This window comes from Sinorhizobium arboris LMG 14919, from assembly GCF_000427465.1.
GTDB classification, from domain to species: domain Bacteria; phylum Pseudomonadota; class Alphaproteobacteria; order Rhizobiales; family Rhizobiaceae; genus Sinorhizobium; species Sinorhizobium arboris.
On record NZ_ATYB01000014.1, the window covers coordinates 1,549,257 to 1,569,331 of the forward strand.

The window sequence follows — 20,075 nt, forward strand, 5'->3', positions numbered from 1 at the left end:
TTCTCTTCGCCGACCGGGATAGGAAATTCTCAGGGAGGAGAAAAAAATGAACCTTCGTCATCTGTTGGCCGCTGCGGTGCTGTCGCTTTGCGCCAGCCCTGTCGGCGCGCAGACCTACCAGCTCTCGCACAATGCCGCGCCGGGCAACCCCAAGGACGTGGCATCGCTGAAATTCGCCGAGCTCGTGAAACAGAAATCGGAAGGGCGTCTCAAGATTGACGTCGGCGGCAGCGCTCAGTTCGGCGACGACGCCGAGACGATTACCAACATGCGGCTCGGCACCATTGCCTTCGCCGCCAACTCCCAAGGGACGACATCGGCCGTGGTGCCGGAAATCGCGCTCCTTGGCCTGCCGTTCCTGTTCCAGGATCTGAAGCAGGCCGAGGCCGTGATGGACGGACCCGTCGGCGACAAGATCGCTGCCGCGGCCGAACAGCAGGGCCTGGTCGTGCTTGCCTGGTGGAACAACGGCATTCGCGAAACCTCCAACTCGAAGAGGCAGATCACCACACCGTCCGATCTTGCCGGAATGAAGATCCGCACACCGCCGGATCAGATGACCGTCGACATCTTCACCGCGCTCGGCGCCTCGCCGACGCCGATGGCCTTCTCCGAGCTCTATATCGCCTTGCAGCAGGGTGTCGTCGACGGCCAGGAAAACCCGCTGATCAACATTCATTCGTCGAAACTGCACGAAGTGCAGCCCTATATCTCCATGACCAACCACAAATACGAGTCTACGCCTTTCCTGGCCTCGAAGATCGTGTTCGACGCGTTGCCGCCGGAAGATCAGCAGATCATCCGCGAGGCCGCCCGAGAGGCCGGTGAACTGAACCGGCAAATGGTGGGCGACCAGACCAACCGGCTGCGCGGCGAGCTCGAAGCCGCAGGCGTGAAGATCAACGATGTCGACCCGGTTCCGTTCGTCCAGGCGACGCAGTCGGTCTATGACAAGTGGCGGGCACAGTACCCGGAACTCGTCGACGAACTCGTCGCCGCCGCCAAGGCAGCGGCTGCGCAATGATGGCGATGGTCAACGTCCGCAACAGAAGCGCAAGTGCGGGCCTGCCCGCCTTGCGCATCGCCAACGGGGTCGGCTTCGTTCTGGATACGGCCGCGATAATCATTGCCGTCGCCTCGGTGGTCGCAATCTTCCTTGCCCTCATGACCGAGGTCGCTATCCGCTATCTTACCCATGCGAGCCTCGGCTGGCCTAACGAGGTGCCGAACCTGCTGTTCCCATGGCTCATCATGGGAGGCATCGTCCTCGGCGCGCATCGGGGATCTCATATCGCCGCGGAAGCGTTCCGGTGCCTGCTCTCAACCGAGCAGCTACGCATCCTGCTGATGCTGATCCATCTCCTCGTCGCCATCGCCTTTGCCTATCTCGGTTACCTGTCGCTTCAGGTGATCTCGATCACCAGGGCACAGGTCTTTCCGATGACCGGACTGGGACAGGCCTGGGCCTACAGCTCGCTCATGTTCGGCTTCGGCGGCATCGCGGTCGCCTCCCTGGTCAATCTCGTACGCGTTGCGTTCTGTGACGACCCGAGAACGATGAGCAAACAGGAAACGGAGCACATGACATGACCGCGATCATGACCGGCCTCTTCGCCGCATTGCTGGCAATCTCGGTGCCGGTCGGCTATGCGCTGATCATCGCTGCAGGCGCCGCGATCTTATGGCAGGGCGGAACGCCGACCGTGCTGGCGGTGGTGAAGTTGTTCCAGCCGACCCAGAGCTTTCCGCTGCTGGCCATACCCTTCTTCATCCTGTCCGGCTCGCTGATGATGTCGGGCACGCTGGGTCAGAAACTCGTGCAGTTCGCCGCAGCTCTCGTGGGGCGGTTTCATGGCGGAATGGGTCAGGTCACGGTCGTCGGCTCAACCATCTTCGGCGGCGTCTCGGGCTCGGCGGTCGCCGAAGCATCGGCGCTCGGCTCGATGCTGATCCCCTGGCAGAAGAAAGAGGGCTATCCGGCAGGCTTTGCGGCCGCCGTTACCGCCTCCTCCTCGACCATTGCCGGCCTGATCCCGCCTTCCATTCCCCTGATCCTCTATTCGACGGTGGCGAATTCCTCGATCGCATCGCTGTTTTCGGCTGCAATCCTTCCCGGATTGATGCTCGCCGGCGGGATGATGTTCGTTTGCTACCTGTCGGGGCGCATCCGAAACTTCCCACGGCTGACGGATGCCCGCCAGTTGAAGTCCTTCGGCCGCTCGCTGATGTCGGCCTTGCCGGCACTGGCCATGCCGTTCTTCATCATTCTGTTGTTGCGGGCAGGAATCGCGACGCCGACCGAAGTCAGCGTGATCGCCGTCTTCTATGCACTCCTGGTGAGCCTGCTGCTCTACCGCGACCTGACCTGGGGGCGCATTCACGCCACCCTCGTCGGAACGGTGATCACAACCGGTGTCGTCATGCTGGTCATCGCCGCCTCGAGTCTGGTTGGTCACGTCCTCATTACCGAGCGCATACCGACCCTCGTAGCGCAGTGGGCACTGGAAACCCTCGGAAGCACGCTCCTGATCATCCTCATGATGAACCTCATCATGCTGGTTGTCGGCATGTTTCTCGACCTGCCCGCGGCGATCCTGCTGCTCGGGCCGACCTTTGTTGCCATCGGCCATGCTATCGGTATGGACCCTGTCCAGCTCGGAGTGATGATCTGCATCAATCTCTCGATCGGACTGTTCACCCCACCGATCGGCACCACCCTGTTCATCGGAGCGGTGATCGCCCGCGTGCCCATCGGCGCAGTGGTCAAGGAGCTGTGGCCCTTCTACATCGTTGCGGCGACCGTGTTGGTGCTGATGTCATACGTTCCTGCACTGACGCTCTATTGAGGATTGACCATGATCGATAAGAAGACGATTGCATTCGTCGGCCTCGGCTCCATGGGATTGCCGATGGCGGAGAACCTGATCAGGGCCGGTCACAGGGTGCGCGGCTTCGATGTTCGGGCCGCAGCCATGGAGGCACTCGCCGCGTCGGGCGGGATCAGGTCCGCGGACCTGGCAGAGACCTGCGCCGGAGCGGAAATTCTTGTGTTGATGGTGGTGAACGCGGAGCAGGCTCGTTCCGTGCTCCTGGAAAGGGGCGCGCTGTCGGCCCTGCCGAAAGGCGTCCATATCTGCCTCATGGCAACCTGTCCGCCCGATGAGGTCAAGCGGCTGGCTGCCGAGGTCGAAGCGAGCGGCAGGATGCTTGTTGATTGCCCCGTCTCCGGCGGCGTCGTTGGCGCCAAAGCGGGCACGCTCACCATCATGGTAGGAGCGCCCGAAGAGGCGTATCACGCGGTCGCGCCTGTGCTTGGGGCAATGGGCGACAAGGTCTTCCATTGCGGACCGGAGCAAGGCCAGGGCGCCGTCGTCAAGGCGATCAACCAGCTTCTCTGCGGCGTGCACCTCGCCACCGCAGCCGAGGCACTGGCGCTTGGCGAGAAAGCCGGTGTCGATGTCACGACCCTGCTCGAGATCGTCTCCAGCTCAGCTGCCTCGAGCTGGATGCTGAAAGACCGTGGACCACGCATGATCATGGAAACGCCGCCTGTCACCAGTGCCGTGGACATTTTCGTTAAGGATCTCGGCATCGCGCTGGCAACGGGAGCGTCGGTCAGCATGGCGCTCCCGCTTGCGGCGGCCGCTCACCAGATGTTCCTGGCCGAAAGCGGCAGCGGAAACGGCCTGGAGGACGACAGCCAGGTGATCGCCGCCTATCGGCGTCTGAACGGCATCGCTTGACATGAACGGCGCATGTGCAGCAATTGACGCATGCCTGCGCATCATCCTTCCGTCAGCGCGCCGGAACTCCGCCCCGGAGGCAAACTTGCCGATCAACCCTAACCTCAACTCGCTCGCCTATTTCGAGGCGGTCGCCCGTACGGGACGAGTTTCCCTTGCCGCGGCCGAACTGGGGGTCTCTGCAGCGGCAGTCAGCCAGCAGTTGAAGCAATTGGAAGAGCAATGGGGCGTACGGCTCTTCCGCCGAAAGGACCGCCGCCTCAGCCTGACGATCGACGGCGAGTTGCTGTTCCAGACGACGACGAGTGCTTTCCGCATGATCCGCGACGCTCGCTCGGCAGTCCTGCGCCAGCGCAACAGCCGTCAGCTGACGATGCGCTCCAGCCCCAGTTTCGCCGTCCGTTGGCTCACGCCGCGTCTCAAGGGCTTCCTCGATGCCAATCCGGACTGGGGCTTGCGCGTCGACGCAACGCCCGATTTTTCCGATTTCGAGACCGAGGTGATCGACCTCGACTTGCGGTACGGTTCCGGCGCCTGGGAGGGGCTGCGTACCGAGTGCATCATCAGCGATTTCGTTTTGCCGATGTGCAGCCCGGACTATCGCGACCGGCTGCGTTCGGTCAGCGACGATCCGGCGTTGCAGTTTGCCCAGGCCCGGCTCATCCATTCGGTGAAGGCGCTTTACCAATGGGACGTCTGGCTTGTCGTTCACAACATCGACCCACCGACGGAGCATGCCCCGTTACGCTTCGATCGCTCCTCCATGGCGATCCAGCTTGCGCGCGACGGCGCCGGAATCGTGCTGGATTCGGCAACGCTGGCGCAGGAGGAACTTGAGCGCGGCACTCTTGTGCCGCTTTCCACCGCGTTCGAGGTCGTCGAATTTCCCGCCTACTGGATCGTCTGTCCGAGCCGCCACTTCAACCGCCGCCCGGTCCGCCTGTTTACCGATTGGATACGGATGGAAGGAACAAAGTTCGACCAATCGGCACGCGCCCTTCTCGAAAGGCTCGGCTGCCGGCTGCGTTTCGCCCAGGACGGTGAGCCCGGTCTTCGCTAACCCCCTTCAATGATCCATGGAACCCATACGGGCGAAGATCGTACACCTGCCCCTTTCATTCCCAGGCGACGCCGGGAAAGGCGTCCAGCGGTATCTTGAGGTAGCGGCGGCCATTGCCTTCGGCAACCGGCAGTTCTCCGCCGCGTATATTGACCTGCAGAGCATGCAGAATCAGCTTGGGCATCGGTAACGTCCTGTCGCGCGCCTCTCGCAGACCGACGAAATCGGCTCGGCTTTTTCCCGCGACATGCGCATTGCGGGCTTTCTGTTCCGCCACCGTACTTTCCCACAGAGCTTCACGTCCGCCTGGCCGATAGTCATGTCCGGTGAAGAGACGGGTCTCGCCGGGAAGAGCAAGAATGGCCTGAATCGAGTTCCACAGGCTCTCGGCGCTGCCGCCGGGGAAATCGGCGCGGGCGGACCCGCTGTCAGGCATGAACAACGTGTCGTGAATGAAGACCGCATCGCCGACGATGTAGCTGATCGACGCAAGCGTATGCCCAGGCGAGTGCAGTACACGGGCTTCGAGATTCCCGATATTGAACACATCGCCATCGCGAAACAGCCGATCCCACTGCGAACCGTCACACACGAAATCCGGCCAATTGTAGATCTGTTTCCAGATTTTCTGCACGCCTTTCACGTGCTCGCCGATAGCCGTCGGCGCTCCCGTTCGATCCCTGAGGTAGCGTGCCGCCGAAAAATGATCCGCGTGCGGATGGGTGTCCAGTATCCATTCGACACTCAAGCCACGCTTGGCCACATGATCGAGGATGGCGTCGGCATTCGTCGTCGCGGTGGAACCCGACTTCTGATCGAAATCGAGCACCGGATCGATGATCGCGCATTTGCCCGTTTCCGGGTCGGCCACGACATACTGGATGCTGCCCGTGGCCGCGTCGTAAAAGGCAGCTACATCAGGCCCATGCATGTGCGTTGCCTTTCTCGGCTGCTACACGAGGAAAGAAGATCGCACGTGCCGGATCGAAGTCGTAATCCTGCTCGAACGTCGGCGCGTCAGCAGCCAGTTTAGCGACGGAATCGAGGATGAATTTCACCTTTTCGTCCGAGAGCAGAACGCTGAAATTCAGCCGCGTGAAGCCGGGCTTTTTTATTTCGTCGCCGGCGAGAATGGCTTGGCGCATCAGCTCTGATTGCCGCGCATCGATCGACAGCAGCCTGTGAACATAAGGCCCGGCGCAGGCGCAGCCGCCACGGGCCTGAATGCCGAACCGGTCGCTCAGCATGCGCGTGACGAGTTGCTGGTGAATATATCCCCCCTTGCCGTTCCGGATGCGGAAGGAGAAAATCGGCAGCCGGTCCGCCCCGGGAAGGCCAAGGATCTCCATCTGCGGGATATCCTTCCATGCGGAAAAGGCCCGAAGGGTAAGCTCGCGATTGCGCCGCGCCATTTCCTTCAAGCCGATTGCGTGCTTGACGGCAAAGGTGAGGGCCGCCCGGATGTCGCCGACGACGTTCGGCGTCCCCGCCTCTTCGCGGGCTTCGAGGCTGTCGCTGTAGTCATGCGTTTCCGGCGAGACGAATTTCACCGTCCCCCCACCCGGCCAGGAGGGTTTACTCGTTGCCAGACCGTCGCGCCGGACGATCAAAATCCCGGAAGCGCCCGGGCCGCCAATGAATTTGTGCGGCGATAGAACGATGGCGTCGATCTCCGCCGAGCCGCCCGGCGACATCGAAATCGGTACATAGGGACCGGCCCCTGCATAATCCCAGATCATCTTGGCCCCGGCCGATTTCACCAGGTTCGTAATCGCGGCGACGTCGCTGGTGATTCCCGTAACGTTCGAGGCCGCGGACAGCGTACAGATGGTCAGGTCGGGAGATCCGGTTTGCAGAGCCTGCTCCAGAAGGAAAAGCTCTGGCCCGCCCCTGGGCGACTCGGTCAGCTCTACGATTTCCGCCCCGCTTTCGCGCCAGGGAAGAATGTTGGAGTGGTGCTCGTACGGACCGATGATCACCCGCACGGTTTTTCCTGCCGCGACCGCTTCGGTGACGCCGAACAGTTTGACGAGGCGGTTCAATCCTGAAGTCGCGCCGGATCCGGTAAAAATGACCGCATGTCTCTCGTTCGCTCCGCAGAACTCGGCGATCAATGCCCGCGCCTCCCGGCGCATGCGGGTCATGAAACCGCCGCAGTAGGAAGCCTCGGTATGGCTGTTGGCGTAAAACGGCAGGACGTCTTCCAGAATGAAACGTTCGACCGTTCGAAGCGCCCGTCCGGATGCAACATAGTCGGCATAAACCAGGTTCCTGACGCCGTAGGGGCCCTCGATCTGCGCAGCGGCCCCGACGAGATCGTCCCGCAGGAAGTCTATCAGACCGTTGCGGTCCAGCCCGCGGCGAAACCGTTCAAGAGGCGTGAGGTTCTCTTTCGGTTCATAGCGCACAGCTTGCATGATCACCTCCGGGGCTTGAATGTTGACATCGATTGTATTCTGCCGCACCGTCGAAATGTTCACCTATTTTCTGCGGTTTTTCTCGGATTTTGTGTCACATGATCGAGTCTCAAGCAAAAGTCGATGGTTTCGATCTGAAGATCCTGGCGGCACTGCAAAAGGATTCGAACCTCTCGCAGCGCGAGCTGGCCGAGAAGGTAGGGTTATCGCAAAATGCCTGCTGGCGCCGTCTGCAGCGGCTTCACTCAATTGGAATGATCCGCGGATCCCACAGCGATATAGACCTCGGCGCGTTGGGCCTCGATCTGATCGTGTTTGTCATGATTCGCACCCGTCACCACTCCAAGGAGTGGAGCGACGGCTTCAGGGCGCATGTTGAACGGCTTCCGGAAGTCATCGATTTTTACCGAATCGGCGGGGAATGGGACTACCTGATCAAAGTCGTCACCAGAGGCATGTCCGGCTATGACGCCTTTTATCAGAAGCTCATCACAAATTTCGACCTCGCGACCGTGACGGGCTTCTTTTCGATGGAAGCGATCATTGACAACCGTCCTGTGGATTTGACACGTCTCCGGTAAGGCTTTGAGCTGCGCAGTTTCAAGGCCATTTTCGATCGCATTCGGCCTGTATCGGCCGCGGCGCAAGTCGCTTACGATTGCCGCAGCGTCGCTTGTGGGCGTTTGAAATCCCGACACATGTGGCCTCATGCCGCTCCCGTCCGACCGAATGCGGCGGCACGACAAGAGGGGGAGATCTGCCGTGAGCTACATCATCAGCACCGCCTATGCCGCGGTCCTTCTCAGTGCCGTTTTCGTCATCGTCCGCTGGGGCAACGTCCACTGTCGCGGGCAAACTCCCGTCGGCATATGCACGTTCGTGGCGCTGCTGTTCACCGCTGGCCTGGATATGGGGCTGGTTATGCTTCCCTTGACCGAATTTCCGGCCTATGCGGCTGACAGGGCCTACGGCTTCACTAATCCGCTCGCAATCGAGTTCGGCATGTGGGGTCCGCTGGTCTGGATGATGTACTTCCTCTCGGCTTTTTACTTCGTGGTGCTCGAACCCCGGCTTCAGGTCTTCGAGATCGCAATCGTCAAATGGCTCTACAATCTCACGGTCATCGCGACCTGCGCGTTCACGTGCTATCTCTTCCTCACGGCCCTGCCGAGCTATGTCGAGGGAATCTCGACGCCCGTGTGCTGGGCGATCGTCGTCACCGTCATCGGGGCATCCGTCTATTCCAGCAGCAATGTCAATTTCATGAAATGGCTGGCCGTCACCTCGACATGGATGTTCGTGACACTGGCTCTCGTGGCGCTGTTGGCTGCCGCCTATTACTACAGCGACATCGGCGTCAGCGGCCTTGCGTCGAATGTGGGTCTGCTGTCGGACTATTTTGCAAATCTGCACCGCTTCGTCAGCCCTATCACCGAATATCACGAGTTCTATCTGTTCTGGTGGTTCTCCTGGAGCATCATGATCGGCCAGTTCGTTTCGATGTTCGTCGGAGGACTTGGGACATGGCGGCTGGCCGTCGCCATGATCCTCTTGCCTTCGATCCCCTTGGCCGTATGGTTCGCGGTGCTTTACATCTATTTCCAGCAGCAGATCGTCATTCCGATCTGGTTGAACTGGTTCATGGTCACGGTCGGCATCATATTCGTCGTGAACTCGCTCGACTCCCTGATCCGCCTTTACGGGCTCAATCTCGGCTGGACGAAATCGCGGCTCGGCGGGGGAATATACTATCCGCTGCACTTCCTCCTTCAGCTCGGCCTCGTGATGGCTTACCAGTTCACGCCGTTCAGGATCGAATGGGTGGGCGTCATCGTGATCGGCATTTACGCGGCGATTTATGCGCTCATTTTACGGCATCACACGCACGTCCGGGCGGCAGTGACCGAAGCCCGGAGTGCGACAGCGTAGGGCTTACGGGTTGAGACCGCGGGGTGGCGTCCTTGAGGCTGGATTGCAACCGCAGGGGCGGGTCGGCAGCGGGCTTCTGCACCGTGTCTGCTCCGATCCGTCCAAAACCAAAACCCTTGCGTCTTACGGAGACGTTTCCAAAATGCCCGGTTGCGGTATGGCCGGCTCGATTCAGAGAAAATTAACCACGGCAGGCATCGGCGACGTCCTTCGCCGATGTTTGCCCCGCTTTGCGCGCATTCACCTCACCATGATGGGGGATGGATAAAGCGGGAATCGCCTTTCTGGTGCTTATACTCGTGCTCATCTCTATCGTGATGAGCATACTGGCGGTCGAGCGGGAACCGGACGCACCACCCACCGGATCGATCATCGCCCCAGCCGTCAGAACCCGTCAGGGCCGCCAAGCGTCCCGCAGAAGCTGACGGTTATTTGGGGGTAGCCTTCTTCCCCCGCTGCCCTGGCCCTTACCGTGCTTCAACGGCCAGGGCTGCAGATCAGTCGCGCACGCTGAGTAGAGGTCGCGGTTCCCCCGTGCAACGGTCACGCACCTTTGCTAAGGCCCTTGAATGCCTTCAGCCTTTTGTGAAGTAAGCCGCCGAAAATATCCCTTCTCATCTTCTACACAGTCGGTAGGGTGCGGATGCTCTGCAAATGCACCTACCGGTAAGGCCGAAACAGATAGTGGGGACGAAAAATGACCACCGATCGACTCCGCTTTGTCCTCTTCCTCAACGGTCTCTTTATATTGGCGTTGGCGGTGGCCATGCTGGTGCCGGCGATCGTCGATTTCGCCGCTGACGACGGCAAGGATGCTATCATCTTCGTGAGCAGTGCAGCAGCGATCGGCGCTCTCGGATCTATGTTCATCGCCGCCTTCAAGCAGGATCAGATCGACCTCACCGACCGCAGGACGGGGCTCCTCATAACGGTCAGTGCCTGGCTTTCGGTCTCAATTGTCGGAGCCGTCCCACTGTATAATTCGGGACTCGGCCTCAGTTGGACCGATGCAGTGTTCGAAACAGCATCCGCCTTGACGACGACGGGTTCCACGATCCTGGTGGGGCTCGATGACATGCCGCCGGGACTCTTGATTTGGCGCTCGCTGCTGCAATGGCTCGGCGGGATCGGCATCATCGTCATGGCGCTCAGCGTGTTTCCGGCATTGCGCGTCGGTGGCATGCAGCTCTTCCGCTCCGAGTCGTCCGACATTTCCGAAAAGCCATTTCCGAAGGTGCACCAGATCGCCCGCAACATCCTGATCGTGTACGTATCGCTCACTTTGGCTTGCGCCGTGTCGCTCGACATCGCCGGTATGTCGACTTTCGATGCCGTCAATCATGCGATGACGACGATCGCGACAGGTGGCCATTCGACCAGAGACGCCTCGATCGGCTTCTACAATTCCCTGGCGATCGAGATCGTCACGATCGTTTTTATGATTTCCGGTGCGCTACCGCTCGCCTTTTACGCCGTGTTTCTTCTGAACCGCGGCAAGCGCAGCGCCATCGAAGGGCAGATAATACCTTTTCTGTCAGTGCTTGCTGCGGCCATCCTCGCCTGCACGGCGTGGAACATCAGCCAAGGCATGTCGCCGCCCGTCGCCCTGCGGCTGTCCGCCTTCAACGTCACCTCGATCATGACGGATACCGGCTTTGCCACCGCCGATTTCTCCACGTGGGGGAGTTTCGCCGTAGGCCTCTTCTTCATGCTGTATCTCGTCGGCGGCTGTGCCGGTTCGACGGCGGGTGCGATCAAGATATTCCGCTGGCAGATCCTCTTCGAAGGGACCGGGCGAGCCCTTCGCATCATGCTTTACCCGCAAGCCGTTGTGCCGGTCCGCTTCCAGGGCAAGTCCGTCGACGACGTGGCGATCAGCAACGTCCGCAACTTCTTTTTCCTCTACATCATGACCCTGCTCTTCATGTCGCTTCTCGTGATGGCGACGGGGCTTGATTTTCTTTCGTCCATCTCTTCGGTCGCGCAAGCCATGGCGAATGCAGGGCCAGGCCTCGGCCCTGTCGTCGGGCCGGCAACAAATTTCGCCGCCATACCGGACACCGCCAAGTGGCTGATCGCCTTTGCGATGGTCATAGGGCGATTGGAACTTGTAACGTTTCTCGCCGTCCTCCAGCCCTGGTTCTGGCGCCGGTAAATGTCATGATCAACGAACTCAGCCAGCTGCTCGCTCTTGACCGCAAGAATGAACTGTCATCGCTGCAGCCGGTATCCCATCGCGATGTAATGACTATTGCCGAACTCTACCCCAACATTTCCGAACAGTACCTGGAGTTCATTCGAAAGATCGGGACGGGATCAACGACGCGGGAATTCAACATCTACGAACCGGAGCCCGCATGCCTCGTTGAACAGCACCCATCGTTTAGGCTTTATCAGTCAGACGCCTACCAAAGTGTATACGGCCGACGACCTGAAGGGGACGCCATCCCTGCCGATGCGGTTGCCATTGGGGATAGTGGCGCCACTTGGCGATATTGCCTTTGCCCTGAACTAGGGGAAGCGGTTTTTTGTCTCGACATGGCCGGACCAACCTTCGAAACGGAGGCGGAGAACTTCTTCTCCTTCGTAGCTCAAACCGTCATGCTGGGAAGAAAGTAGTGCATCCGAAAACAAGACGCGGTCTGCTAGTCTATGGGGGCGGAAATGAAATGGGTTAAGGCATTCACATTGAACATCGTCGCTCTCGTCTTGGCAGCCGGAATTGGTCTTGTTGCGTCACGGAACGATTGAGCCCCACCGGTTACTCGATGACCTCCGTTCCGGGAAACCAATACCGTGAGGAATGAGACCGCCCTTAAGGAACCTTCGGGGCCTTAAGTGTTTCTAGACTAGGATCATTAATCCAGTCACCGAGATCATCACTGGACACGCTGAATTTCATCCAGGAGCCATTCCCTGAACACGCGAATCTTGCGGGAACTCTCCCGTTCCTCCGGGTAGACAAGCCAGAGGCTGATCCCGTTGCGGGCGATGACATCGAAAAGTTGCACCAAACGTCCGGCCTTGATGTCCGGCGCGAATAACGCTGGTGTAAGCAATGCAACCCCTTGTCCAGCGATTGCGGCCTGGCTGACCACTATCTGCGTGTTGAAAAAGACCGATGAAGAGATTTTTGGCTCGGAATCCGCAACTCCAGCCGCCTTGAACCACGCTCGCCACCAGTCATCATCTCTTAGCAACGGCAGCGTAAGGAGATCGGAAGGTGCCGATATGTTGCCCGCCCCTGCCAGGAAGTCTGGACTGCAGAATGGAGCAAACTCCTCAACCATTAGCTCATGGGATATCAGACCCGGCCAGCGACCGTTACCCGCGCGAATACCGACGTCAAACGGCTCGCATCTGAGGTCGACCACGCGACTCATAGCCTCCAGCCTCAAGTCGAGATCGCGGTGGGCGGTCTGGAATGCCCCCAGGCGCGGTGCCAGCCAATTGGTCGCGAAGGTATGGATCGCGGTGATCGAGAGCACGTTCTCGGATGTCCGTGATATCGACGCGCGAAAAGCATGTATGGGCCTGGCGATGTTTTTTAGCCTTTGAGGTCCAATATCCACGTATTGCAGAGGCAGTTTACGTTCGACATGCTCGTAAACACTGCTGGATAAGCAGATTCCACCAGGTTCGGCCAATGCCTCCAGCCGCACCGCGATGTTCACACCGTCCCCGAAGAGATTGTCGCCATCAACGAGGACGTCACCGAGGTTGATGCCGATGCGAAATTTCATTTGGTGGTTTTCGGGTAGATCGAGGGAGCGCTTTGCCAGATCGGTCTGAATTTCGACCGCAGCCCGCATCGCCTCGACCGGACTGGCGAACTCCGCCAGCACGCTGTCGCCTGCCCCTGAGAATATCCGACCGCGATGGTTGGAGACTAGATCAGCGATAACAGCCCGGCAGATGCAGAAAGCAGCGTGGGTACGCTCCTCATCAGCCTCCATAAGGTGGCTGTAGCCGACAACATCGGCCGCGAGAATGACGGTTAGGTGGCGCTCCATAGCGGGAATGAAGATAGCGAACTACGAGGCGTAATGCCATTGCCCATTGGCGCAGCGATGGTGTGCTGGCCATCTCCCGCATCGTATCCTTTAGTTCAATACTCGGTTGTCTCGGCGCAAGAAAGCCTAGCGGCATCTGAGGGCCGTAGGTGAGTGTCGATCGCTCTCAGGGTATCCATCCGGTCAGGGCCGCGGATAGCAGAATGCCTCCGGCGCTTAATCGTACCGACACGTGCCGGAGGTAACGCCGACATCTCAATTGAATTCAATAGATGGGACAATGTTCGTTGATGACTTCGTAGCCGGGCCCGAGTTCCCGTATGATGTCCTCAACAAGCTGGTCAACTGCTTCGGCAAATCTGATATCTTCCGCTTTGGACCATGGGCTGGGCCCCGGAGGATTGTTCCAATCCAGTGCTGTATCATGCCACACTGCCATACCATGCAATCGCTGTCGGATTTCATTCGACAAGGACAGCTTGTCTTCAATAGGCCCTACGTCAAAGCGTTGATGAGCGGCGTCATTGGCGCACCAAAGAACTCCGCCGCCCCATTCAAAGAACAGTTTAATTTTGGGAACTTCGCTCACAGGCAGAACCTCGTTGTTTTGCTTGTCCGATGGTTTTTACCGCGTCAGCGGCTGAACGCGGCATGATGATGTTTGCGGAACCAATAAGGCAAACCCGCAAAGGTCATTTCATTGCGCGTCGCAACCGGCGTATTAGTTTTCATGAAAACTCCGGGAGAGAGACTCTACTTAACAGACCTCAAGAACTGTTACTTTCGCGGAGACTCTATTCCCTTCACGCATTTCAAACTCGCATCCGGGCTTAAACCGTTCGTATGGGCCGCTCGGAGAGAGAAATCGCGCAGTTGCAGTCCCAGATCTGCCCATACCCTCTGAGTCAAACTGCAATACAACACTCCATCCTTCTCTCGGCCAGGTCGCCTCATCTTCTGGAAACTTCGCTGCGGTTGTATAGATCCCAGACGGAGGCAGGTGATTAATTTTCCAATCGGACCATTGGACCCCTACCTTTACTTTATTGTTCATCAGAGCAGTCCTGTCTCCCGAACTACCACTTGATCGTAACGCCCTCTAGCTGGTTCAGTTCATCATACCGGGCTGGCCCAATTCCGTCCAACCGCTCCATGCGCATCATCTGATTGGCTTGGCCGGTGGGAAGTTCCGCTCGCACAACGGTCGACTTGCCAGGGCCATTCATGATCTCGCCCCATTTGGCCGCGTCTTCTGGAGTTTCGGCAAACCATTTTCCACTGTGTGAGTTCTGGCTTACATCGTAACCGTCCGGTGAGCACCGCAGGTAGCCGATCGTCATTCACCTGAGCGTACGCTAAACCGTTGCTCAGGCTCCGTTACGCACAATGAGGGCACCGCTGCTGCTCTCCGGCATCTAGTGAAGCAACTTCTTACGCCGACGCGGGTCGTCTTTGCATTCGAATCGCTTTTTTGCCGCGCTCAAGATCACATCGGCATCCGCGTTCCACTCCTTAGAATCCAGCCCGAAAGGGTCCGAAACGGCCTGTCGCAAGTTAGAATTTTCACGAGCACGGAACGGGCGGCGGGCTGCGATGCATCCGCAAAATCACAAAGACATTTCCCCGATAAAGACGTTTAACCAAGACGCCATTAGTCGGAAACTGTACGTCTGCGTTGATGGCCAAGAGAGGCCGGCAACGCGTGATGAATGCGAGGCGCTCGAGCGGGCAGCGGTCTGGGATCCGGAACACGTCGAGGACAGGCTACGCGACCACTTCGCTGGCGTACCAAATAAGTGGACCGAGTCTCTAAAACTCAAGGCGTGAGCGCCGACGTCCCCGAAAGCGCTTGAATGAGCTTATGCGCGATCGCAGGATCAATCTGGAAAATCGCTTCAGGCTCGATTTGAATATCCTACCGAGTTAGCCTGCAATCCTCCCCTGCACAATGAAGACGACGGTGTGGTGCCGTCGTATTTGTTCGGGTCACCGTTGATCAGGGCGTAATCGGCGCCATTGGCCGTGACGACGTCGCCGGGCTTCGGCTCGATTGGGAGGCCCACAGCCGAAATGTAAATCTGCATATCGCCGGTCTGGATGACCGTGCCGTCGATGTAGCGGGCCCCGTAGGCCATCGGGCACCAGGGTGGCCGGATAGGACGTTGTGACGGGTTCGCCGTCGTAGACTTGGTCAGGTGGTGTCATTCGCTTGAGTGAGCCGGCTTGGCCAAATTTTGCTATGAGGCGTCCGCCAGTGGCGCGGGCGCGCGGGAGTAATCAAACCGCATCATGCTCTAGCTCTCCACAGCAGTAAGTTGAGGGAAGCTTGACAGTGCACTCGCCGTGGAAGCAAAGCTTCCGCATTAAAGCTGGAGCAAGCCAATCTCATGAAAAAGGTGATGGTATCGATGCGGGAGTTCCTCCGCACGGGCGCGTTCGGTCCATTGACGACTGACACCACGCTCCTCGACGTGGCGCGAGTCCTGGGTGCTCCGAGCCGTTTCCTAACGGAGCATGCCGAAACGGTCCCCACCTATTGGTGCTACGGCAAACTCGAGATCCAATTTGACGCCGATGCACCCTATCGGACGGATTGGTTTCAGATCGAAGATGCCGGCGACCTTGAAGGAGATTTCGAGATCATCACGCAGGATATCGCCCTTGCTCTCGAAGGTATCACCGGCACCACTCGTCCCTCGACACTGCTCCAAGCAGGCATCTGGAAACCGGAAGAAACGGTTGTATCAATCGGCGCTGTGGCGGACGACTTAACGCTCAACATCCGGGCGGGAAGGATTGGCGTCATCTATCGCGTGGCCTCGACGTCTATTCCCGGCGGTGATGCCGCCCAGTTTATTTCCCAAGCAATCGTGGGTGACATCGCATCCACCATCGACCAGAGAAGCGCTGTGATCGACAGCATTTTTTCCCTTCGGACTGACAAAGAACCTGTGACGTCACTCCCCGATCTGAATATGCATACGATCAGTGGATCGCAGTATTTGGATGCCGTCAAAAGAAGCGCCTAGAACACCAAGGCGCCAGTACATGGTATGAGGAAGGGCCAGAGCAGCCCCTCGATCGTGGTCACGACAGGTGTTGCGAGCACGACCAGATCATCGATGTCTGTTGAAGAAGAGGTTGAATACTCGACCTCAAGCTGACCGATTTTCTCGCGTTTCACCGTTTGCGTGCCGGTGACGATGGGGCCGGAATTTCGGTCGATGGGATCGCCTCGCCGTAATAGGTCGTGGCACCTGTGCGCGGCCAGGCGCGCTCTTGAGCATATCCGCCAGTGCGCGTCCCGCTGAACTTCGGCTAACACCGATCGATCACCAGAGAACCGCGCTGACGTGCGGCGGTCTTCTGGGCATCGGTTGTGCCATCGGGAAAGACATAGCCGGCTTCGGTTGCGTACGCCGTGAAGCCGTCGTTGGTGCCGTATCTAGCCATTTTCGCTCCAGCAATAGGCGCTGGCGGCAAGGCGTCAGCGTGTGCGAGGACCCGTTGGTCGCTCAAATTCGCGCCAGTGCGCGGCAATCGCTTCGGGAACTGTCTTGTACCCGGTGGCGCGCATTGATGGCGGTTCGTCGAGAAACAGATCGACCGACAAAGCGAATTGCTCAGCGGTGACGGTGCGGGTTCGACTTTCAGCCAAAGTGACTGCTTCACTTTGTTGGAGGTGATAAAGGCCAGTATCCAGATCTCGGAAGATCCTGTGGATAACGACGCAACCTTGGTGGCGCTCCCAGATGTCGTGCTTTTCAAACATGGATGCTTCGCGCCGAGCGCGCCGAGTTATTCGAGGTGTATCGCTCTCCACTAGCAGTCCAAGCAAATTTGGCAAGCTCTAGGAGGGTCGCCCGGCAGTCCCCCGCCGGGCTTAGTTATCAGGGCTGCGTTGCCAGCTCTTCGAGAGCGGCGACGATCTCGTCCTTGGTGGACGGGTCTTTTCGCCGAGCAGCTTCTTGGCAACCGACTTGAAGGACATGAACTGCACGTTCTGGTCCTTGGCCATTTCGAGCACTTCGAGTGCCGTCTTCGGGCCGTCGCCGTCCTGGTTGGCGGCAGCCTTCGAGACGCCCTCAATCTTGAGGAAGCGAAGGCGCTTGGCCTTTGCGAGATCGACGCCTTCAAGGTCGACGTCGCGGGTCTCACCCGGTCGGATGTAGGCCGCCCGCCCCTGGGAGCGGACGCCCTGCAGCGCCTTGCCGTTGTTGGTGACCTTCATGGCTGATCCTCTGGTTACGGAGCGGTGATTTCGTCGCAATAGGCGGCAGCACCGGGCAGACGCCATTCGGTACCGCCGGTACGGGCGATGATGCCGGTCTCGAAGCCCATGATGGACTTCTGGCGCGGCTGGAGCACACGGGGTGGCATCGGCAGATGGAAACGGAGAACCTCCGAATCCCGGCAATCCACGACCATGCGGCCGCCGCCGTCCTGAGAGGCATTCGCCAGCTCGCGCAGCGGCTGAATGTCGAGCTGCTGCCCGGTTTCCGCCGTGTAGACGTAAGCGTGCCGACCACCGTGGCACCCTGGTCGGTTACTTCAACCGGGATGCCATCGACGGTAATCGTCTTCAGGGTCATGATCTTGTCGTTTTTCGGTTTCTGATCACTGGTGAACGGGGCAGCGCCCCACGACCTCACACCGTCGCCGATGCGAGCTTGTGATCCGGCGCGACCGCGCTGCACGATGGCGACGTGGTTGATCCGGATATCCTTCTGAATGGCATCGTATTTCTCGCCTTCGGGCGTGGCGGTTCCCATGCGAGATCGCAGGTGTAGCCGGCCGAGAGCTCACGCTTGCCGCCCTCGATTTCGCCGATGGTGGCGCCGTCCATGACGATGGACGCGGATGAATTCACCGTCGCGGGCGACCTCGTCGCCGATCGGGCGACGGAGAACGCTTTCCAGTTGTCGGCCGTCACCGCCTCGTCCGGATGATCGTTCGTCACCGGCTTGTGCGCGTAGCTGCCGAGGCTTGCCTTGTCGAAGACCTGATCCTCGGGCCGATAGACCTTCACGACCTGCATTTCCGGCTTGCCGACCTCATGACCGGCATAGAGCTGGATGCCGGTGGACGCGGTGCGAACGTCCGCAACAAGGTAGCCGTCAGCGGTCCGTCGCGTGCCCGCGATCGGTGCAAGGTCAGTAAATTTCATTGTGGTCAATCCTTGCCGCGTGCTACCCGCGATTGCGTGCGGGAAGTAGGGGATGGAGAATCTCGGTGAATTTCGACACGCTAGAATTTGACGAAATCGCAGCGAAGCTGAGAAGCAATGGCTGGACGATCAAATACATCTGGTCCGGTGAGCGCGACGCCTCCAGGAACTGGCTATCAGAGAGGCATGGGATTACGGCGACCGGAGTCGATGGCGCTTACTCGTTTTGGATTGTCGACGATTCTTGGGAACCTCCGGCGACTGCGCGAAGCATTTACGACGCATGGTACAACTTCGGTTTCGAGCTGGAGATCGACCCCGAGCTAACGCCGGAGCGAGTCAACGCCCGACGTGGTCAGAGGCTAGAGAAAGAATGAAATTAGCGGTGTTCAACGAGTGCTACTGGCTTCACGACGCATCACTTCTCGATTTCCGCTATGAGACTGGGACAATCACATTCCGAACAGAGCTATACTACAATCTCGGCATGCCCGGGCCGCTTCCGCCGCCTGGGCCCAACGACTACGCAACCGGCATTGTCATAATGTCCGGTGTCCGCATTGTCGCGGGAGATCTACAGGACTTTGCCACGAGCCTCGACGGCGAAATACTATCTCTTCTGCCGCTCCCCTCGTCGTCTCCTTTCTCGGACCGTATTCAGCTCAATGCGATGTTGTGGTTGGGGCCCGGCGACAGGCCTGACATCTTTGCCCGTCTTGATTTCGAGCTAGAGGACATCGTCATCACCTTCAGAACCTCCCAACCGTAAAAGAGATGTCCTAAAGCTGCAGGAGGCGGAATCAATGCAAAAGCTGGTGGACCTTGAAGAGCCACAAATCTGGCGCGGCGCTATCTTCCGCGTCAAAGGCTCTCACCCTTACGAAGAGCTCGTAGACTTTATGGTCGTCGAAACGACTGACGCAGCACGCCCGCTTGGGATTATGGTGGCAACAGGTTATAGCGCTGGACACACGATCGCTCATCTTCCGCCGGAGGCAATCGTCTTACGAACCAAGTCCATTTCTACGGCTTGGCTCACGGCGAATTGGTCAAAGTGGGTCTACCCTGATTGCCCGATCGACCAAGTGCTCTTTATGAAAAAATACGTGATTTGATCAGCACCGGCGGCTGCGCGCACTTCGTCATCGTCCGGCTCCTGCTCACTCAACTTACCGTACTCTTCAATCGCAGCATCGAGCCCAGGCAGCGATCCGTCCTCAATGAAGAAACCTGCAAGCTCAATGCTGTCGATCCGCTGGCCTACCTGGCCAGCACGCTCACCGCCTTGTCAATGGCCACAAGCAGAGCCGGGTGAATGAGCTTATACCGTGGAATTACGCAGGACGAACAAGCGACTGAAGTGTGCTGTCGGCCCATTGCGGGCACCGCTCCTACCTGCTCAGTAGAACTCGCGCGTTCTTTAACGTCTCATCGAGACGTATTCGGTGTTTCCCTTGACCGATCTTGTTGCGATATTCCGCGATGGGAACTTTGACAATATCTTCGGCGCAAAGCGGTATCTTTCCGCGAGGAACCTGGAACGACATAACAAGTTGGTCGTCGCATAGCAGTGTGAAGAGGTCTTCGCCCTGTTCGGGTATCTCATTTAGGACATGGAAGACGGAGCCACCTATACCTAGCGATTGAACAAGTTCTAAAAGAGCAGCGTCTCGTTCGAATTTAGCGGGCTGAAGCCTTCTATATCCTTCAAAACGATTTGTGAGGCGGGGGGGCATGAGGACGTCC

At 58.8% G+C, this 20,075-nt stretch carries 21 protein-coding genes and 5 pseudogenes; 15 read left to right on the forward strand and 11 right to left on the reverse strand.

Going from position 1 to position 20,075, the window contains the following annotated elements; all coding sequences use genetic code 11:
• The first annotated feature begins 46 nt into the window (after positions 1-46).
• The 5 genes from SINAR_RS0118695 to SINAR_RS0118715 all read left to right on the forward strand — a co-directional run bounded on the left by SINAR_RS0118695 (position 47) and on the right by SINAR_RS0118715 (position 4,803).
• On the forward strand, positions 47-1,024 hold the full coding sequence (locus SINAR_RS0118695) for a TRAP transporter substrate-binding protein (RefSeq protein ID WP_028000490.1): 978 nt from the start codon (positions 47-49) through the stop codon (positions 1,022-1,024).
• Complete coding sequence (locus tag SINAR_RS0118700; protein ID WP_028000491.1) at positions 1,024-1,590, forward strand: TRAP transporter small permease; 567 nt, start codon at positions 1,024-1,026, stop codon at positions 1,588-1,590. The genes SINAR_RS0118695 and SINAR_RS0118700 overlap by 1 nt, the downstream gene beginning before the upstream one ends.
• Positions 1,587-2,846: a TRAP transporter large permease gene (locus SINAR_RS0118705; RefSeq protein WP_028000492.1), complete on the forward strand. Its 1,260-nt coding sequence runs from the start codon at positions 1,587-1,589 to the stop codon at positions 2,844-2,846. Before SINAR_RS0118700 ends, SINAR_RS0118705 begins: the two co-directional genes overlap by 4 nt.
• 9 nt (positions 2,847-2,855) lie before the next feature.
• Positions 2,856-3,743, forward strand: coding sequence for an NAD(P)-dependent oxidoreductase (locus tag SINAR_RS0118710; protein ID WP_028000493.1), 888 nt, complete (start codon positions 2,856-2,858; stop codon positions 3,741-3,743).
• An 85-nt stretch (positions 3,744-3,828) separates the two neighbouring features.
• Complete coding sequence (locus SINAR_RS0118715; RefSeq protein ID WP_028000494.1) at positions 3,829-4,803, forward strand: LysR substrate-binding domain-containing protein; 975 nt, start codon at positions 3,829-3,831, stop codon at positions 4,801-4,803.
• A 55-nt stretch (positions 4,804-4,858) separates the two neighbouring features.
• Here SINAR_RS0118715 and SINAR_RS0118720 read toward each other — a convergent pair whose 3' ends face one another.
• Positions 4,859-5,734 (reverse strand): MBL fold metallo-hydrolase, encoded by an 876-nt coding sequence (locus tag SINAR_RS0118720; protein WP_028000495.1) that lies wholly within the window; start codon positions 5,732-5,734, stop codon positions 4,859-4,861.
• Positions 5,721-7,283 carry an aminotransferase class V-fold PLP-dependent enzyme gene (locus SINAR_RS0118725; RefSeq protein WP_028000496.1) on the reverse strand — a complete coding sequence of 521 codons (1,563 nt, stop codon included), beginning with the start codon at positions 7,281-7,283 and terminating at the stop codon, positions 5,721-5,723. The genes SINAR_RS0118720 and SINAR_RS0118725 overlap by 14 nt, the downstream gene beginning before the upstream one ends.
• Positions 7,284-7,318: 35 nt before the next feature.
• On the opposite strand from SINAR_RS0118725, the gene SINAR_RS0118730 reads away from it, so the two are divergent.
• The 5 genes from SINAR_RS0118730 (at position 7,319) to SINAR_RS0118745 (ending at position 11,768) form a co-directional block, all read left to right on the forward strand.
• Positions 7,319-7,801 (forward strand): Lrp/AsnC family transcriptional regulator, encoded by a 483-nt coding sequence (locus SINAR_RS0118730; protein WP_028000497.1) that lies wholly within the window; start codon positions 7,319-7,321, stop codon positions 7,799-7,801.
• A gap of 181 nt (positions 7,802-7,982) precedes the next feature.
• Positions 7,983-9,149 carry a choline transporter gene (locus SINAR_RS0118735; protein ID WP_028000498.1) on the forward strand — a complete coding sequence of 389 codons (1,167 nt, stop codon included), beginning with the start codon at positions 7,983-7,985 and terminating at the stop codon, positions 9,147-9,149.
• Positions 9,150-9,409: 260 nt separating this feature from the next.
• Complete coding sequence (locus SINAR_RS1000000137835) at positions 9,410-9,574, forward strand: exopeptide (RefSeq protein WP_084617512.1); 165 nt, start codon at positions 9,410-9,412, stop codon at positions 9,572-9,574.
• Between the two features lie 272 nt (positions 9,575-9,846).
• Entirely contained in the window at positions 9,847-11,304 is a 1,458-nt protein-coding gene (locus tag SINAR_RS0118740; protein WP_028000499.1) for a TrkH family potassium uptake protein, read from the forward strand.
• A gap of 5 nt (positions 11,305-11,309) precedes the next feature.
• Positions 11,310-11,768, forward strand: a complete 459-nt coding sequence (locus tag SINAR_RS0118745; protein WP_028000500.1) for a hypothetical protein — start codon at positions 11,310-11,312, stop codon at positions 11,766-11,768.
• A gap of 260 nt (positions 11,769-12,028) precedes the next feature.
• Here the strand turns inward: SINAR_RS0118745 and SINAR_RS1000000134705 are convergent, their stop codons facing one another.
• From SINAR_RS1000000134705 to SINAR_RS01000000133645, 4 genes and pseudogenes are all read right to left on the reverse strand, one after another.
• Positions 12,029-13,162: a LysR substrate-binding domain-containing protein gene (locus tag SINAR_RS1000000134705; protein WP_050577520.1), complete on the reverse strand. Its 1,134-nt coding sequence runs from the start codon at positions 13,160-13,162 to the stop codon at positions 12,029-12,031.
• A gap of 265 nt (positions 13,163-13,427) precedes the next feature.
• Positions 13,428-13,751 (reverse strand): immunity protein CdiI family protein, encoded by a 324-nt coding sequence (locus SINAR_RS1000000137400; RefSeq protein ID WP_084617514.1) that lies wholly within the window; start codon positions 13,749-13,751, stop codon positions 13,428-13,430.
• A gap of 487 nt (positions 13,752-14,238) precedes the next feature.
• Complete coding sequence (locus tag SINAR_RS0118760) at positions 14,239-14,502, reverse strand: hypothetical protein (protein ID WP_028000502.1); 264 nt, start codon at positions 14,500-14,502, stop codon at positions 14,239-14,241.
• A 583-nt stretch (positions 14,503-15,085) separates the two neighbouring features.
• Positions 15,086-15,453, reverse strand: a pseudogene (locus SINAR_RS01000000133645) (hypothetical protein).
• 96 nt (positions 15,454-15,549) lie between these two features.
• Here SINAR_RS01000000133645 and SINAR_RS0118775 point away from each other — a divergent pair.
• A complete protein-coding gene (locus SINAR_RS0118775; RefSeq protein ID WP_028000503.1) occupies positions 15,550-16,191 on the forward strand; it encodes a hypothetical protein in 642 nt (213 codons plus the stop codon).
• On the opposite strand, the pseudogene SINAR_RS01000000133650 reads toward SINAR_RS0118775, so the two are convergent.
• The 5 genes and pseudogenes from SINAR_RS01000000133650 to SINAR_RS01000000133660 all read right to left on the reverse strand — a co-directional run.
• A pseudogene (locus tag SINAR_RS01000000133650) lies at positions 16,188-16,615 on the reverse strand (DnaT-like ssDNA-binding protein). The gene SINAR_RS0118775 and the pseudogene SINAR_RS01000000133650 sit on opposite strands and share 4 nt — an antisense overlap.
• Before the next feature lie 34 nt (positions 16,616-16,649).
• Positions 16,650-16,934, reverse strand: coding sequence for a hypothetical protein (locus tag SINAR_RS0118790; protein ID WP_028000504.1), 285 nt, complete (start codon positions 16,932-16,934; stop codon positions 16,650-16,652).
• 111 nt (positions 16,935-17,045) lie between these two features.
• Positions 17,046-17,393: a hypothetical protein gene (locus SINAR_RS01000000133655; protein WP_234710618.1), complete on the reverse strand. Its 348-nt coding sequence runs from the start codon at positions 17,391-17,393 to the stop codon at positions 17,046-17,048.
• 14 nt (positions 17,394-17,407) lie between these two features.
• A pseudogene (locus tag SINAR_RS1000000135550) lies at positions 17,408-17,686 on the reverse strand (major capsid family protein); the annotation flags it as partial.
• Positions 17,687-17,877: 191 nt separating this feature from the next.
• Positions 17,878-18,329 (reverse strand): annotated as a pseudogene (locus SINAR_RS01000000133660) (DUF2213 domain-containing protein); the annotation flags it as partial.
• Between the two features lie 65 nt (positions 18,330-18,394).
• On the opposite strand from SINAR_RS01000000133660, the gene SINAR_RS0118805 reads away from it, so the two are divergent.
• The 4 genes and pseudogenes from SINAR_RS0118805 to SINAR_RS1000000137405 form a co-directional block, all read left to right on the forward strand.
• Complete coding sequence (locus SINAR_RS0118805; RefSeq protein ID WP_028000505.1) at positions 18,395-18,706, forward strand: hypothetical protein; 312 nt, start codon at positions 18,395-18,397, stop codon at positions 18,704-18,706.
• A complete protein-coding gene (locus SINAR_RS0118810; protein WP_028000506.1) occupies positions 18,703-19,098 on the forward strand; it encodes a hypothetical protein in 396 nt (131 codons plus the stop codon). Before SINAR_RS0118805 ends, SINAR_RS0118810 begins: the two co-directional genes overlap by 4 nt.
• A gap of 34 nt (positions 19,099-19,132) precedes the next feature.
• Positions 19,133-19,444, forward strand: coding sequence for an Imm45 family immunity protein (gene imm45 / locus SINAR_RS0118815; RefSeq protein ID WP_028000507.1), 312 nt, complete (start codon positions 19,133-19,135; stop codon positions 19,442-19,444).
• Positions 19,445-19,554: 110 nt separating this feature from the next.
• A pseudogene (locus tag SINAR_RS1000000137405) lies at positions 19,555-19,688 on the forward strand (transposase domain-containing protein); the annotation flags it as partial.
• Positions 19,689-20,075 lie beyond the last annotated feature (387 nt).

Coding starts and splice junctions, on each gene's coding strand:
- SINAR_RS0118705 (WP_028000492.1), top strand. CDS start 1,587: ATGACCGCGATCATGACCGGCCTCTTCGCCGCATTGCTGGCAATCTCG.
- SINAR_RS1000000137835 (WP_084617512.1), top strand. CDS start 9,410: ATGGATAAAGCGGGAATCGCCTTTCTGGTGCTTATACTCGTGCTCATC.
- SINAR_RS0118810 (WP_028000506.1), top strand. CDS start 18,703: ATGAAATTAGCGGTGTTCAACGAGTGCTACTGGCTTCACGACGCATCA.
- SINAR_RS01000000133655 (WP_234710618.1), bottom strand. CDS start 17,393: ATGAAGGTCACCAACAACGGCAAGGCGCTGCAGGGCGTCCGCTCCCAG.
- SINAR_RS0118700 (WP_028000491.1), top strand. CDS start 1,024: ATGGCGATGGTCAACGTCCGCAACAGAAGCGCAAGTGCGGGCCTGCCC.
- SINAR_RS0118740 (WP_028000499.1), top strand. CDS start 9,847: ATGACCACCGATCGACTCCGCTTTGTCCTCTTCCTCAACGGTCTCTTT.
- SINAR_RS0118710 (WP_028000493.1), top strand. CDS start 2,856: ATGATCGATAAGAAGACGATTGCATTCGTCGGCCTCGGCTCCATGGGA.
- SINAR_RS0118695 (WP_028000490.1), top strand. CDS start 47: ATGAACCTTCGTCATCTGTTGGCCGCTGCGGTGCTGTCGCTTTGCGCC.
- SINAR_RS0118745 (WP_028000500.1), top strand. CDS start 11,310: ATGATCAACGAACTCAGCCAGCTGCTCGCTCTTGACCGCAAGAATGAA.
- SINAR_RS0118760 (WP_028000502.1), bottom strand. CDS start 14,502: ATGACGATCGGCTACCTGCGGTGCTCACCGGACGGTTACGATGTAAGC.
- SINAR_RS1000000134705 (WP_050577520.1), bottom strand. CDS start 13,162: ATGGAGCGCCACCTAACCGTCATTCTCGCGGCCGATGTTGTCGGCTAC.
- SINAR_RS0118720 (WP_028000495.1), bottom strand. CDS start 5,734: ATGCATGGGCCTGATGTAGCTGCCTTTTACGACGCGGCCACGGGCAGC.
- SINAR_RS0118730 (WP_028000497.1), top strand. CDS start 7,319: ATGATCGAGTCTCAAGCAAAAGTCGATGGTTTCGATCTGAAGATCCTG.
- imm45 (WP_028000507.1), top strand. CDS start 19,133: ATGCAAAAGCTGGTGGACCTTGAAGAGCCACAAATCTGGCGCGGCGCT.
- SINAR_RS0118790 (WP_028000504.1), bottom strand. CDS start 16,934: ATGTTTGAAAAGCACGACATCTGGGAGCGCCACCAAGGTTGCGTCGTT.
- SINAR_RS0118775 (WP_028000503.1), top strand. CDS start 15,550: ATGAAAAAGGTGATGGTATCGATGCGGGAGTTCCTCCGCACGGGCGCG.